14 protein-coding genes, 1 pseudogene and 1 other annotated feature are annotated in these 14,948 nt (G+C 42.9%); of the genes and pseudogenes, 2 read left to right on the top strand and 13 right to left on the bottom strand.

Annotated elements, in window-relative coordinates; translation table 11 throughout:
• Window positions 1-17 precede the first annotated feature (17 nt).
• On the bottom strand, window positions 18-299 hold the full coding sequence (locus LG330_RS08165; protein ID WP_404408945.1) for a YlaN family protein: 282 nt from the start codon (window positions 297-299) through the stop codon (window positions 18-20).
• 180 nt (window positions 300-479) lie between these two features.
• Here LG330_RS08165 and LG330_RS08160 point away from each other — a divergent pair, with 180 nt between their 5' ends.
• Window positions 480-980, top strand: a complete 501-nt coding sequence (locus tag LG330_RS08160) for a peptidyl-prolyl cis-trans isomerase (RefSeq protein ID WP_404408944.1) — start codon at window positions 480-482, stop codon at window positions 978-980.
• 20 nt (window positions 981-1,000) lie between these two features.
• On the opposite strand, the gene LG330_RS08155 is transcribed toward LG330_RS08160, so the two are convergent.
• A complete protein-coding gene (locus LG330_RS08155) occupies window positions 1,001-1,456 on the bottom strand; it encodes a pyridoxamine 5'-phosphate oxidase family protein (RefSeq protein ID WP_404408942.1) in 456 nt (151 codons plus the stop codon).
• A 110-nt stretch (window positions 1,457-1,566) separates the two neighbouring features.
• On the opposite strand from LG330_RS08155, the gene LG330_RS08150 reads away from it, so the two are divergent.
• The gene (locus tag LG330_RS08150; RefSeq protein ID WP_404408940.1) at window positions 1,567-1,770 is read left to right on the top strand and encodes a YlaI family protein; all 204 of its coding nucleotides are present in this window, start codon (window positions 1,567-1,569) and stop codon (window positions 1,768-1,770) included.
• Window positions 1,771-1,812: 42 nt separating this feature from the next.
• On the opposite strand, the pseudogene LG330_RS08145 reads toward LG330_RS08150, so the two are convergent.
• The 11 genes and pseudogenes from LG330_RS08145 to typA all read right to left on the bottom strand — a co-directional run.
• A pseudogene (locus LG330_RS08145) lies at window positions 1,813-2,751 on the bottom strand (threonine/serine dehydratase); the annotation flags it as partial.
• A gap of 81 nt (window positions 2,752-2,832) precedes the next feature.
• Window positions 2,833-3,405 (bottom strand): 3-isopropylmalate dehydratase small subunit, encoded by a 573-nt coding sequence (leuD, locus tag LG330_RS08140; protein ID WP_404408938.1) that lies wholly within the window; start codon window positions 3,403-3,405, stop codon window positions 2,833-2,835.
• Window positions 3,406-3,417: 12 nt separating this feature from the next.
• On the bottom strand, window positions 3,418-4,818 hold the full coding sequence (gene leuC / locus LG330_RS08135; RefSeq protein WP_404408936.1) for a 3-isopropylmalate dehydratase large subunit: 1,401 nt from the start codon (window positions 4,816-4,818) through the stop codon (window positions 3,418-3,420).
• A gap of 19 nt (window positions 4,819-4,837) precedes the next feature.
• Complete coding sequence (gene leuB, locus LG330_RS08130; protein WP_404408934.1) at window positions 4,838-5,938, bottom strand: 3-isopropylmalate dehydrogenase; 1,101 nt, start codon at window positions 5,936-5,938, stop codon at window positions 4,838-4,840.
• A gap of 18 nt (window positions 5,939-5,956) precedes the next feature.
• Complete coding sequence (locus LG330_RS08125; RefSeq protein WP_404408932.1) at window positions 5,957-7,498, bottom strand: 2-isopropylmalate synthase; 1,542 nt, start codon at window positions 7,496-7,498, stop codon at window positions 5,957-5,959.
• Window positions 7,485-8,513 (bottom strand): ketol-acid reductoisomerase, encoded by a 1,029-nt coding sequence (gene ilvC, locus LG330_RS08120; protein WP_404408930.1) that lies wholly within the window; start codon window positions 8,511-8,513, stop codon window positions 7,485-7,487. Before ilvC ends, LG330_RS08125 begins: the two co-directional genes overlap by 14 nt.
• A gap of 228 nt (window positions 8,514-8,741) precedes the next feature.
• On the bottom strand, window positions 8,742-9,254 hold the full coding sequence (gene ilvN / locus LG330_RS08115; protein WP_039808635.1) for an acetolactate synthase small subunit: 513 nt from the start codon (window positions 9,252-9,254) through the stop codon (window positions 8,742-8,744).
• Entirely contained in the window at window positions 9,251-10,990 is a 1,740-nt protein-coding gene (gene ilvB / locus LG330_RS08110) for an acetolactate synthase large subunit (protein ID WP_404408928.1), read from the bottom strand. The genes ilvN and ilvB overlap by 4 nt, the downstream gene beginning before the upstream one ends.
• An 81-nt stretch (window positions 10,991-11,071) precedes the next feature.
• Window positions 11,072-11,302 (bottom strand) — a binding site (T-box leader).
• A 40-nt stretch (window positions 11,303-11,342) separates the two neighbouring features.
• The gene (gene ilvE / locus LG330_RS08105; protein WP_404408926.1) at window positions 11,343-12,242 is read right to left on the bottom strand and encodes a branched-chain-amino-acid transaminase; all 900 of its coding nucleotides are present in this window, start codon (window positions 12,240-12,242) and stop codon (window positions 11,343-11,345) included.
• A gap of 490 nt (window positions 12,243-12,732) precedes the next feature.
• A complete protein-coding gene (locus LG330_RS08100; protein WP_404408924.1) occupies window positions 12,733-13,044 on the bottom strand; it encodes a YlaH-like family protein in 312 nt (103 codons plus the stop codon).
• A 22-nt stretch (window positions 13,045-13,066) separates the two neighbouring features.
• The gene (typA, locus tag LG330_RS08095) at window positions 13,067-14,911 is read right to left on the bottom strand and encodes a translational GTPase TypA (RefSeq protein WP_404408922.1); all 1,845 of its coding nucleotides are present in this window, start codon (window positions 14,909-14,911) and stop codon (window positions 13,067-13,069) included.
• Window positions 14,912-14,948: the final 37 nt, after the last annotated feature.

Genomic DNA, 14,948 nt, shown 5'->3' with positions numbered 1-14,948 from the left:
TTGTTTGAGTGGTTAAGTTATTTATTGGTGAAAGCGTCATGGAGCACAGACATTTCTTTTTCAAGTGAGTCTATTAATGTCTTTCCATCCACTTCATCCACAAGCCCGAGCCTGACGGCAAATTCTATTTCACGGGATAACCCAAACATTTGCGTATCTAATACCTCTTCATACAATGGACACTGGGGCATCGTTAAGTTATCCATTTGAACTTTGATTAGCTGCGCTATTTTCTCGGCATCTTTACGTAAAAGCTCATAGGCTTTTTCACGATGGTCAATCTTCATTTCTGATGTCACACTGATCCCCCCAATCCATTCATTATTCGTGCAATACATCACATCTGCTTAACCTAAAGTGTAGCGTTTTATCGACGAAATTGCAAGCAGTGACTTGTCCAATTAGCACGTTTCCCAAATGTGACACTTTCAGCAAACCAATGTATACTCAATAGACAGATAAAAAGGGGGGATAAAATCATGAGCGACATTATACCAATCACCGGCCGGGTTAAATTTCAGCTTACTATAGACCCGAGTGTGTGGATATTTGATGAAAGAAAAATAGATTTAACAACTTATTTTGATGAAGAACGTGTGGAAATTGATGAGATTGAGGAATACTCTAAAGCTGTAGCTGAACATTTTTCCAAAGAAATCAAAGAAGGCGCTGAAATTCCTAAACCTGCATCAAAATCAAAAAAACGCTTTGAAAAAGAAAAGCTTTTAAACGGAACTTTCGGTATCAAAATGAAGCCGTTTCTCCAGAACGCTGAACCTGAAGAAGACGCAGAAAAAGTAATGATTTCTACTTCTGAAGGCGTTCATTCATTTACAATAGAAGAGGCTGGAGAACTGATTATGGCTTTTTCAAAAGACGGTAAGCCGCTTCGTGAAGACGGTCCGGTTCATATTCTTTTTGAAGATGGATCTAACAGAGACAATCCGATTACACATGTACGCAAAATTACATTATCCTGATGACACAAGCACTGATCGTATCAGTGCTTTTTTAATTCTTCCATTACCTGGTCGTCAAGACTTCTCGCGGCCTGTTCATCATACGTTTTTGCAAATGCAGGTTCAGTTACAATCTTCGCGCCGTAAAACATAACATCCCTTACCTCATCGATATCCAGACGGATGATTGAAAGGCCAATCGGCACATCAGCTGAGGATTGTCCGACTACATGAGCCCTGCCGCTGATAGAATACGTGCTTCCTCCTGCAATAATCGAAAGTGAACACAGTGGCTGTTTATCGATATTTTGTATGATTCTTGAACGATGATCCACAGCGAATATAAGTGCTGATTCATCCTTAGCATGAACCCATGACAAAGAGGCAACGTTCGTGCCACCGGTTTGCGCATCCACTGTTGCAAGCTGTACAAACCGTTCATGTAAAAACTCCTCGTATAATCCAGGTGTTAAGTGGTCTTCAACTCTATTTGCCACGAAATCACTCCTTTTTTGATTTATTATACAGCAGATTTTCTTCCCTTAACAGTTCCTGGCTGCTACATGTTATAATGACTTTACCAGTATAGAAAAAAAGGAGCTTTGACATGAGAGTTAAATGTTTTTTATGCGACAAAATTGAATCAATCGAAGATTTCAGCCCACTTGCCAAAAAGCTCCGAAACCGGCCGATCCATACTTATTTATGCGAAGAATGCAATACGCGTATAGAAAGTAAAACAAAAAAACGTATCGCTACCGGCAATTTCAAGCAATATAAGAGCTCAAGAAAAATTGAACAAGAATTTTAAAACAAAACCCCCAAAGCTCTGAAAGCTTTGGGGGTTCCTCCGTTAAATAATCAACTTGCGCTTAGGTTCCTTCACTTCCCCGGCTAATTCAATACACTTACCGAGTTTAGCTGCATCAAAATTTCCGCCGCTTACAATAACGCCTGTCTGACCTGAATAAGATAACGTATTGCTGAGAAGCGCTGCAATACCTGCTGCGCCTGCTCCTTCTACCATCATCTTTTCTCTTTCAAGCATGAACAGGATGGCTTTTGCAATCTCACCTTCAGTTACTGTCACCATATCATCAACATACTTGTTAATGATAGAAGTTGTCAGCTTACCAGGTGATTTCACTTTGATCCCTTCAGCAATTGTAGGTAAAAACGGCACTTCACTGTTGGACTGTCCAAAGAATGAAGCTGCAATGGCAGGGGCTGATGCTGATTGAACGCCAATCACTTTTACAGATGGCTTCAGCGCTTTCACTGCAAGCGCAGTCCCTGCAAGCAACCCGCCTCCGCCTGCCGGTACAAACACTCTTTCAAGGTGCGGGCACTGCTGCATCATTTCAATTGCAGCGGTTGCCTGCCCTTCAATGATTTTCAGATCATCAAATGGATGAATGAATACTGCACCTGTTTCTTCCTGCTTTTTGCAGGCAGCCGTATAGGCCTCATCAAAAGATTCGCCAGTCAGTACAACTTCAGCACCATATTCGCGCGTAGCATTTACCTTTGTCTCAGGCGTCGTAAGTGGCATAAAGATTGTCACTTCCACCCCTTTTTTCTGACCGGCAAGTGCAACGCCCTGAGCATGGTTGCCCGCTGATGCTGCAATAATACCTCTTTTACATTCAAGCTCTGTCAGTGAGGACACTTTATTCATGGCCCCGCGGACTTTGAATGATCCAGTTTTCTGAAGGTTTTCAAGCTTCATCCATACCTGCTGTCCAGTCATTTTATTCAGTGTTTCAGACTGTTTGCATGGCGTTCTGTGTACATAACTGCTTAGTTCTTCTGCTGCGTCGAATAATGCGCTCGTGTTATAGAAATTCCCAAGTTGATCATCCTCTCATTGTAATTAGACATGCGATTCTTCGTATTTACTGATAGCATCCTCATACTGGAATGTAATCGAAATTTCATCCCAGCCGTTCAGAAGCATTTGTTTCCAATAGGGATCAATGTCAAAGTGCCACGTCTTGCCATCACAGTTTACAGTTTGTGATTCAAGATCAACAGTAGCCGACTTTCCATCTTTTCCTGCTTGGATGACTTGATCTGCTTCCTCAAGCCTAATGGCCAGTATCCCGTTTTTCACACAGTTATTATAGAAAATATCTGCGTAGGACGGTGCGATGATGACCTTAAAGCCATAGTCCTGAAGTGCCCACGGAGCATGCTCTCGTGAAGAGCCACATCCGAAGTTATCTCCGGCTGCCAGAATTTCAGCCCCTTTATATTCAGGATTATTTAGTACAAAATCCTGGTTAGGTGTACCATCGTCATTAAAGCGCCAGCCATAAAAGAGAAACTGACCAAATCCGGTACGCTCAATTCTTTTTAAAAACTGCTTCGGTATAATCTGATCGGTATCTACATTGATTCGATCAAGAGGTGTAATATTGCTAGTTAACTTTTTTACCGGTTCCATCAACTTCCCTCCTTATGCGTGAACGAGATTTCTTACATCTGTAAATTTACCCTCAACTGCTGCTGCAGCTGCCATTGCCGGACTGACGAGGTGTGTTCTTGAACCCGCTCCCTGTCTGCCTTCAAAATTCCGGTTGGATGTAGATGCGCAGCGCTCGCCTGCCGGTACAATGTCATCATTCATTGCAAGGCACATACTGCAGCCTGATTCACGCCACTCAAAGCCTGCATCTTTAAATATCTGATCCAGCCCTTCTTCTTCAGCTTTCATTTTTACTGTAAATGAACCCGGCACAACGATGGCAGTTACACTTTCATGCACTTTTTTACCTTCAATTACTTTGGCAGCTGCTCTGAGATCCCCAATACGTGAATTTGTGCAGGACCCAATGAAAACATGCTGGATTTCAATATCAGTAATCGGCATTCCCTCTGAAAGATCCATATAAGTGAGTGCCTGCTTAAGCTCTTCTTTTTTCGATTGGGTCGTGAAATCTTCAGATCTCGGAACAGTGGCTGAGATACCTGACCCCATTGAAGGATTCGTACCCCATGTAACAAACGGCTCGATCTCATCTGTATGAATCGTGAGCGTTTTATCATATACTGCACCTTCATCAGAAGCGTAGCTAAGCCATTTCTGTTTTAACGCTTCATATTGTTCAGCTGGTACATGAGCACGGTTCTTTAAAAATTCAGCTGTTGTTTCATCAGGGCTGATTAATCCTGCACGGGCACCTGCTTCAATCGACATATTACATACTGTCATGCGTTCTTCCATAGACATTTTCCTGATCGCATCACCAGTGTACTCTACAACGTAGCCAGTTCCTGCATCAACACCGAATTTTGAAATAATAGCCAGGATCACGTCTTTAGCAGTTACACCGAAACCAAGTTCACCTTCGACCCTGATTTCCATTGTCTTTGGTTTTGATTGCCAAAGCGTCTGGGTGGATAGAACATGCTCAACCTCACTTGTCCCGATACCAAACGCCAAGGCTCCGAATGCGCCGTGCGTTGAAGTATGACTGTCCCCACAAACAATGGTTTTACCCGGCTGTGTCAATCCAAGTTCAGGACCGATCACGTGCACAATACCCTGATCAGGATGATGCATGTGAGCAAGAGGTATGCCGAATTCTTTACAGTTATCGGCAAGTGTGTTCATTTGCTGCTTGGATACTGGATCTTTAATCACTTCACGATTTTTAGTCGGTACGTTATGGTCCATCGTGGCGAAGCTCAGATCCGGTCTTCTGACTTTCCTGCCTTTAAGCCTTAATCCTTCAAATGCCTGCGGTGAAGTAACTTCATGAATCAGGTGCAGGTCAATATAGAGAAGGTCAGGTTTATTTTCTTCTTCATATACGATGTGGTCGTTCCAAACTTTTTCAATAATTGTCTTCGCCATAAGACTGTTCCCTCCTCACTTATACATAAGCAGACAAGATATGATCTGATACCAGTTCTCTTTCAAGCTCTTCAATTACTTTATCTGCAAAAGCGGATGTGCTAAGAACACGGTGTCCTGCTTTTTGAACATCAGTTGTACAATATCCATCATCGAATACGCTGTAAACAGCCGTTTCGACTGCTGATGCTTCTGTTTCCATTCCAAATGAATACTTAAGCATCATTGCGACTGATAGAATTGCTGCTGACGGGTTGGCGATGTTCATGCCGGCGATATCCGGCGCTGAACCGTGTACGGGTTCGTATAAACCGAAGCCGTCAGAACGGATACTCGCTGAAGGCAGCATACCAAGTGATCCGGTCAGTACGGAGGCTTCGTCACTCAGAATATCTCCGAACAGATTCTCCGTTACCACAACATCAAATGATCCAGGCTGGGTGATCAGCTTCATTGCTGCCGCGTCTACCAGCAGATGCTCGACCTCAACGTCCGGATAGTGTGCTTTCTTTTCTTCCACAACTTCTCTCCACAGCTTACTTGTTTCAAGTACATTTGCTTTATCAACAGATGTAACTTTTCCTTTTCTCAGGCGAGCAAGCTCGAATCCCTGTTCAACAATGCGCTCGATTTCCGCGCGTGAATAAGTAAGGGAATCAACTGCTCCGTTATGGGTTTTTCTTTTTGGCTCACCGAAGTATAGTCCACCTGTTAATTCTCTGACAATCATCATATCAACATCTTTTGAAAGATGATCCTTCAAAGGAGAAGCTTCGCTCATCCCTTTGATTGCTTTTACAGGTCTCAGATTCGCGAACAATCCAAAGTGTTTTCTGATGCCAAGAAGACCCTTTTCCGGACGTAGAGTTGAAGGGTTCTGATCCCACTTCGGTCCGCCGACTGCACCAAGCAGAACTGCATCGCTTTTTTCACAAGTATCGAGTGTTTCTTTTGGCAGAGGATCACCAGTTTCATCAATAGCAATTCCACCTATCAGTCCTTTTTTAACCTCAAATGTATGGTCAAATCTCCGTCCAACTGACTGGAGAACCTTCACTGCTGCCTCTGTTACTTCCTGTCCAACTCCGTCTCCATGTAGAACTGCTACTGTTTTTTTCATGATAATTCCTCCCCTTTGCTATACAGTTTTTGCGTAAGATCTTTTACGTTCATTGACCAGCTGACGGTTAATTGCATTCAGGTATGCTTTAGCTGAAGCTTCAAGCACATCCTGCGCTACATCACGGCCTGTCGTAGACTTTCCGTTATACGTCATATTCACAACCGCTTCTCCAAGTGCATCGCGTCCTTTACCTATTGAAGTAACACGGTAATCGAGCAGATGAACTTTCCCCTGTACTAATCGTTCAAGCGTATTACAAATTGCTTCAACACTTCCTGAGCCGGTAGATGCTTCCTGCAGCAGATCGCCATCCGGTGAGATGACTGATACTGAAGCTGTCGGGATACTTCCATTACCGTATTGAACCTGAACTGATTTCAATTCGTAAACAGGTACTTCTTCTTCCTGAATCTGCTGATCTGTCAATAGCACATACAGATCGTCTTCTGAAATCTCTTTTTTCTTATCAGCCAGCGCTTTAAATGCTTTGAATGCTTCAGTGATTTTTTCATCACTCAGTTCAAATCCAAGCGCAATGGCTTTGTCTTTGAATGCATGACGCCCTGAGTGTTTACCAAGTACGATCTGCGTTGAATTTTCACCGATCAGTTCAGGCGTGATGATCTCATAGGTCGTACGCTCCTTCAGCATACCGTCCTGATGAATACCTGATTCATGTGCGAAGGCGTTTTTACCAACGACTGCTTTATTCGCCTGGATCGCCATTCCTGTCAGTTGACTGACAAGCTGGCTCGTACGCTTGATTTCATCGAGCTTCACATCAGTTCCAAACGTAAATTTGTCTTTTCTGATATGAAGTGCAACAGCAAGCTCTTCCAGTGCTGCATTCCCAGCGCGTTCACCAAGGCCATTAATTGTTCCTTCAACCTGATCTGCGCCGTTCTCAATCGCTGCGATCGTGTTTGCAACTGCCATTCCAAGGTCATTATGACAATGTGCTGAAAGTTTTACACGGTCTATACCAGGCACATTTTCTTTTAAATGTCTGAACATCGCTCCGTACTCAGAAGGTGTTGCATAACCGACTGTATCCGGAAGGTTAATTGTAGTTGCTCCAGCTTTAATGACTTCTCTTACAACTCTGACAAGGAAATCAGGGTCTGATCTAAATGCATCTTCAGCTGACCATTGTACGAGCGGGAAATTCTTTTTAGCGTATTTCACAGATTCAACTGCGATATCAACGACCTGATCAGGCGTCTTTTTTAATTTGTGGGTCATGTGAATTGGTGATGTTGCCAGAAAAATATGAATGTGTGGCTGCTCACCGTATTTAAGTGCTTCCCAGGAAGTATCAATATCGCTTTTTATTGATCTGGCAAGACCTGTAACAATAGAACCTTTAACCGTCTGGGCGATTTTTTTTACTGCTTCAAAATCACCCTGTGAGGAAGCAGGAAATCCTGCTTCAATCACATCGGCATTAAATCGTTCAAGCTGTCTTGCAATCTCAAGTTTTTCAGCTGTATTCAGATTGATTCCGGCTGACTGTTCACCATCTCTAAGCGTTGTATCGAATACATCAATTTTTCGCACTCGCAACCACTTCCTTCTGTTTTTCTTTTCCTGCTTTAACAAATGGCATCATGCTGCGCAGCTCTCGACCCACCTTTTCGATCTGATGTTCGTTCTCGCGATTTGCAATTGCTGTGAATTCAGGGCGGTTCAGCTGGTTCTCAAGCAGCCATCCTTTAGCAAATTTCCCGTCCTGGATATCTGTCAGGATCTCTTTCATACGTTTCTTTGTATCTGCATCAACAACACGCGGGCCTGATACGAAATCTCCCCACTGAGCTGTATCAGAGATTGAATATCTCATTCCGCTCATACCGTCTTCATACATTAAGTCAACGATCAGCTTCAGCTCGTGTAAACATTCAAAGTATGCCAGTTCCGGCTGATAACCCGCTTCTACAAGCGTTTCAAATCCTGCTTTTACTAATGAAGTAAGTCCTCCGCAAAGTACTGCCTGTTCTCCGAAAAGATCTGTTTCAGTTTCTTCTTTAAATGTTGTTTCAAGTACTCCTGCGCGGGCGCTTCCGATTCCTTTTGCGTAAGCAAGTGCCGTTTCTGAAGCGCGACCTGATTGATCCTGATAAACTGCGAATAGTGCAGGTACACCAGCGCCTGACTCGAATGTTCTGCGGACAAGGTGCCCCGGACCTTTAGGTGCTACAAGAAAAACATCTACATCAGACGGCGGTACGATCTGGTTGAAATGAACGTTAAAGCCGTGTGCAAATACCAGAGATTTTCCTGCGCGAAGGCCAGGCTTGATTTCTTCTTCATATACTTGCGTTTGTCTTTCATCCGGAAGAAGTACCATCACGATGTCTGCTTCTTCTGCAGCTTCTTTAACTGTTTTCACTTCAAGTCCATCCTGTTCAGCCTGCTCCCATGACTTCCCTTTTCTCACTCCGACAACTACGTCATGTCCTGTATCTTTCAGGTTTTGTGCGTGTGCGTGACCTTGTGATCCGTATCCGATTACTGCTACTTTTTTGCCTTCTAGTGAACTGTTGATGTCCTGATTGTAATAAACTTTTACCATGATAAATTCCTCCAGTGTTTGTTTGAGTTTTGGTTTTCATTAACGCTGAATCTCTCCGTGGAGGACTTCGCTTTCCTGCCCCCGGACGGTGAGCTTCCTCAGGCTTCGCCTTGCGGGATCTCACCTGTCCTTTCCCGGGGCGGGAGTCTTCGTCCTCCACTACGAGCTTCAGCCGGATTGGTCATTTAAAGATTAAAAATTTCCATCAATACATTGTTAATCAATTGTTTATAAAATCGATAATTGCTGGGATGGTGTTTTCTGGTTTTCTCTGACGAAAGCTGTAGCACCAGTTCTGGTCATTTCTTTGATGCCGTATGGTCTGACCAGGTCGATAAATGCTTCAACTTTTTCAGGATCGCCTGTTACTTGAACCGTAATGACATTTTTACTCATGTCAATCACAGTCGCCCTGAATGGTTCTATGATGCTTGTGATCTCACTTCTGACTGCTGGTGGTGAGAGCACTTTGATCAGTGCCAGCTCTCTGGTTACGATCGCTTTGTCTGAAATATCGTTCACCTTCAGAACGTCAATCTGTTTTTGCAGCTGTTTTAAGAGCTGCTCTAGTTTTCTTTGGTCTTCTACATGAACCACGAAAGTCATTTTTGAAATACCCGGCTGTTCAGTGTGTCCGACTGTGATGCTTTCAATGTTGAACTGTCTTTTCATTAGCAGCCCGGTGACCCGGTTGAGTACGCCGCTTTGATTGATTACGGTTGTTGTGATGATTCGCTTCATGGTGTCACCCCTATCATTTCATGCAACCCTTTACCTGGCGCAACCATTGGATATACATTTTCAAGCTGTTTTACCCGGCAATCGATCAGCACCGGTTTGTTTGAATTCAGCGCTTTTTCAAATACTTCATCAGCTTCTTCAAGACTAGTTACTTTATAGCCTTCAAGATCATATGCTTCAGCCAGCTTAACAAAGTCCGGCTGTGATGGCATCAGTGATTCTGAGTATCTTTCCTGATAGAACGTCTGCTGCCACTGTCTTACCATTCCGAGACACTGATTATTGAGAATCACTACTTTTACGGGAATTTGACTTTCCTGAAGCAGTGAAAGCTCCTGCAGTGTCATCTGGAATCCGCCGTCACCTGTAATGGCAACCACTGTTTCTTTAGGCTTGGCAAGCTGAGCACCAATTGCTGCCGGGAATCCGAATCCCATTGTGCCAAGGCCTCCGGAAGTTACCCAGTGATCAGGATGATTGAATTTATAATACTGTGCCGCCCACATTTGGTGCTGTCCGACATCAGTCGTTACGATCGCGTCACCGCCAGTGTGCTTATGAATCATTTCAATTGCTTCCTGTGGTAAGATGCCTTCTTCCTGCTTTTTGTATTGCAATGGATACTCCTGCTTCATCCCATCTAAATGGGCTGTCCATTCTTCAATTCCCTCTGCGCTTACACCAAGCTTTAAAAGCGCCTGCAATGCTTCCTTGGCATCTGCAACAATCGGGATATCTGTCGGAACATTCTTACCGATTTCTGCAGGATCGATATCGATATGGATAATCTGTGCATTCGGTGCAAAGTGTTCAAGGTTACCTGTTAGTCTGTCATCAAATCTTGCACCGATATTAATGAGACAGTCGCATTCACAGATTGCCATGTTCGCTGCATACGTTCCGTGCATTCCTGCCATTCCAAGGAACTGTTTGTGTTCCCCATGAATTGTTCCCAGTCCAAGAAGTGTATTTGTTACCGGGATACCTGTTTGTTCTATAAAAGCCGTCAGATCTTGAGCAGCTTTTGCGTGTAATACACCCGCTCCTGCAAGAACAAGTGGCTTTTTTGCTTTTTGAATTGCCTGAACTACTTTCTGAATCTGCAGAAAATTTGGTTTAGTCGTCGGCTGATAACCCGGTAGATTTATTTCCGTCTGTTTCACTTCAGCCATCGTAAAGATCTCATTAGATACGTTTTTTGGAATATCTACTAAAACCGGGCCCGGTCTCCCAGTTGATGCGATATGAAATGCCTCATGGATAATTCTCGGCAGATCATTTACATCCTTTACTTGATAATTGTGTTTTGTGATCGGCTGTGTAATTCCAACGATGTCAGCTTCCTGGAATGCGTCTGTACCGATTACTGCACTGGCGACCTGTCCTGTAAATACAACGAGCGGCAGTGAATCCATCATGGCATCAGCAATTCCTGTTACTAAGTTAGTAGCCCCGGGGCCTGACGTTGCAATGACAACGCCCGTTCTTCCTGAAACCCTTGCATATCCTTCAGCAGCATGGATCGCTCCCTGCTCATGTCTTGCCAGGATATGCGGAATTGGATTTTTATATAGTGCATCATAGATCGGCAATACTGCTCCACCCGGATAACCAAAAATCATTTCCACACCTTCATTTTGAAGTGACTGGATAAATATATCTGCTCCCTGAACCGCCTGCTTCTCTACATCACCGCCAAGTGCTTCTGCCTGTTTCGTATTAACTTGCACACTCATTGAAACATGCCTCCTTTAATTCCTTTTATTGACATATAAAAAAGTCTTTCAATCCCATACAAATAGATACGTGATCCTTTGTATAGGGATGAAAGACTTTTCATGGTACCACCCTACTTCGCAGCAAATGCTGCCTCATGAACAGTTAAACTGTTCTTTGTTAACGAACAAATGTCCGTGAACACCTACTGAGAGATTTCAGTGTTCCACTCCGAGGGGATGTCATACACAGCTGGCAATACCGGGTTCCACCAATCCCGGCTCTCTGGAAATGCCGCTTGCTGCGTACTTTAACCTCATCAATGATTTAACGTATAAGTGCTTTAACTCACGAAAGTCAAGCGATAAATGTTTAACCTGCGTTTAATGCTGAATTATATACCTTTACACCGTCTTTAATGACTAATTCTCTAAAAGATTCAAGTAAATCATTTGTGACCTGCCCCGGAGTACCGTTTCCTACTGTACGGCCATCTACTTTTACAACTGCGATCACTTCTGCTGCAGTTCCAGTCAGGAACACCTCATCTGCTACATATACATCATGTCTTGTAAATACTGCTTCTTCCATTTCATAACCTTTATCTTTTGCCAATTCAATAATTGCATTTCTTGTAATACCTTCAAGTGCGCCAACGTAACCTGGAGGCGTTAAAATTCTATTTCCTCTGACAATGAAGATATTGTCAGCAGAACCTTCTGCTACATAGCCCTGATCGTTTAACATCAATGCTTCTGGTACACCTGCAAGACCTGCTTCAATTTTTACTAAGATGTTATTTAAATAGTTCAGTGATTTAACTTTCGGACTCAGTACATCGGAGCGGTTTCTTCTGCTGGCCACTGTAACAATTTCTATACCAGTTTCATAAAGCTTTTTTGGAAACAGTGCTAAGGATTCAGCTATGACAATGACACTCGGCCTCTTACAAGTAAATGGATCAAGTCCGAGATTGCCAACACCCCGTGAAACAACTAATCGGATATAGCCGTCTTTCAGCTCATTTTTTTGAAGTGTTTCAATAATAATCTGCTGCATCTCCTCTTTAGTATAAGGGATTTCCAGCAAAATTGATTTTGCGGAATCGTATAGTCTGACCAGATGTTCTTCAAGACGGAATACATTCCCGTTATAAGAACGAATTCCTTCGAACACCCCATCACCATACAAGAAACCATGATCATAAACAGAGATCTTTGCATTTTCTTTAGAAACAAATTCTCCATCTAAAAAGATTAATTGTTCACTCACCTTATTCACTCCTTCCATCGCTTTATCGTTGCCCGTAGGCTTGAATTGTTGACAATCATAACGCGGATATACAAGTCCGTCAACAGCTGAAAATTAAATTTTTAGACAAATTAGAATTTTATGATTTTATGAATGCGTTTACATTGCTGATACTATGCACTTTTTTGCAGAATAAAATTTTTTTATTTTTTACATACTGATGTGAGAAAAAATTTTGCAAATCGCTTTACACAGGTGTCTTGACAGCCTTAAACAGTTCGAAAATTAGATTCGTGAAGCTAAATTAAATGTGATTTCAATATATGCATTAAACAGAATTATTATTCATGAATATACACTCATATTTAACTGAATCGCTATAGAGAATGTAATTTTAACTTAAAACGGTATGTACCTTCATTCATTTCCAGGTGTTTGATAACAAGAAAAAAGACACCTGCATAAGCAGATGTCCTTTATATTTCCTGCGCTTATTATAAGCGTATGGAAGTTATACTGTGCCTTTTGCCTGTTCTCTTCTCAGTCTGATCTTGTAAATGATCAGAATGAGCGCGGCGATAATCAGTCCTTCAGTAACCGGCAGAAATACGGCAAGGAACGTCAAAACTGTGCACCCCAGAATAAGAAACAGGTAAATGAGCGCAGATTTTAATGGTGGAAGCTTTTTAGCAAAGCCCAGTTTATATACAAGAATTGATAAAAAAATAATCGTGAGGTAAAGGTACCACATTCCTGCATCCGGATTTGCATCTACTCTGTAAAGCGCAGGAAAAAACGATAAGCGGTCTTCTACATTTACCATGGAGGCAGTCAGCTCCTCTTAATTATTTACCTGCTTCTGCGTACTTCTGTTTCTTTTGTGCACGCTCACGTTCGTTCTTATCAAGGATCTTCTTACGGATTCTGATTGATTCAGGTGTGATTTCACACAGCTCATCATCATTCAGATACTCAAGAGATTCCTCAAGGGTCATTAATCTTGCTTTTTTAAGCGTTGTCGTCTGCTCTTTGTTTGCAGAACGGATGTTGTTTGCAGCTTTAATTTTCGTTACATTAACTGTCAGGTCATTTTCACGCGTATGCTCACCAACGACCATACCTTCGTACACTTCTGTACCCGGCTCGATAAAGATCGTACCACGGTCTTCAACACCAAGGATCGCATACTGTGACGCCTGCCCTTTATCCATTGATACAAGAACACCTGCACGGCGTCCGCCTACGCGGCCCTGCTGCATTGGCTGATAGCTGTCAAATGAATGGTTGATGATCCCGAATCCACGTGTAATTGTCATAAACTCAGTCGTGTATCCAATTAACCCACGTGCAGGAACCATGAATACAAGACGGACCTGTCCGTTCCCGTTATTGATCATATCAAGCATTTCGCCTTTTCTGGCACCCATTGATTCAATAATAGAACCGGTATTTTCTTCAGGTACATCAATTTGGACGCGCTCAACAGGCTCACTGCGAACACCATCAATTTCACGTACAATAACCTGTGGCTTGGAAACCTGCAGCTCGAACCCTTCACGTCTCATGTTCTCAATCAGGATTGACAGGTGAAGCTCACCACGTCCTGATACTACCCATGCATCCGGAGAGTCAGTCTGGTCAACACGAAGACTTACATCAGTCTCAAGCTGAGCTTCAAGTCGCTCTTCAATCTTACGGGCTGTAACAAACTTACCTTCACGTCCTGCAAATGGACTGTTATTTACAGAGAAAGTCATCTGTAGTGTAGGCTCATCGATACGCAGAACAGGAAGTGCTTCCTGGTGGGATACAGGCGTTACTGTTTCCCCTACGTTGATGTCTTCCATTCCGGATACTGCAATCAGATCTCCGGCTTTAGCTGACTGAATCTCTTCACGCTTCAGGCCAAAGAAACCAAATATTTTTGTAACACGGAAATTCTTCACACTACCATCAAGCTTCATTAGAGAAACCTGCTGACCTACTTCAATTGTTCCTCTGAACACACGGCCAATTCCGATACGTCCAACATAATCGTTATAATCTAAAAGGGCGATCTGGAACTGAAGCGGATCTGTGCTGTTATCAACTGGTGCAGGGATGTTTTCAACGATTGAGTCGTAAAGACATTCCATTGTCTCGTCCTGCTGCTCAGGATCAATACTTGCAGTTCCGTTGATTGCTGACGCATAGACAACCGGGAATTCCAGCTGGTCTTCGTTTGCATCAAGCTCAATGAACAGCTCAAGTACTTCATCAATCACTTCTGCAGGGCGTGCAGCATCGCGGTCAATTTTATTTACTACTACGATCGGTGTCAGATTCTGTTCAAGCGCTTTTTTCAGTACAAAGCGTGTCTGAGGCATACAGCCTTCATATGCATCAACAACAAGAAGAACACCATCAACCATTTTCATGATTCGTTCTACTTCTCCACCGAAGTCTGCGTGTCCCGGTGTATCGAGAATATTGATACGTGTATCTTTATATTGAATCGCAGTGTTTTTCGCAAGAATCGTGATACCGCGTTCTCTTTCAATGTCGTTCGAATCCATTGCACGTTCGTCTACATGCTCATTTGATCGAAAGATACCTGATTGTTTCAATAGCTGGTCTACTAAAGTCGTTTTACCATGGTCAACGTGAGCAATAATTGCAATGTTTCGTAAGTCTTGCCTAAGATTCGTCATTATTTCACTCCTGTTTTTACGTACTAATCTTTTCTAA

The organism is Jeotgalibacillus malaysiensis (assembly GCF_044789845.1).
Classification (GTDB): Bacteria; Bacillota; Bacilli; order Bacillales; family Jeotgalibacillaceae; genus Jeotgalibacillus; species Jeotgalibacillus malaysiensis_A.
The sequence above is the reverse complement of the archived record's forward strand: the minus strand, read 5'-3'. Positions and strand labels throughout refer to the sequence as shown.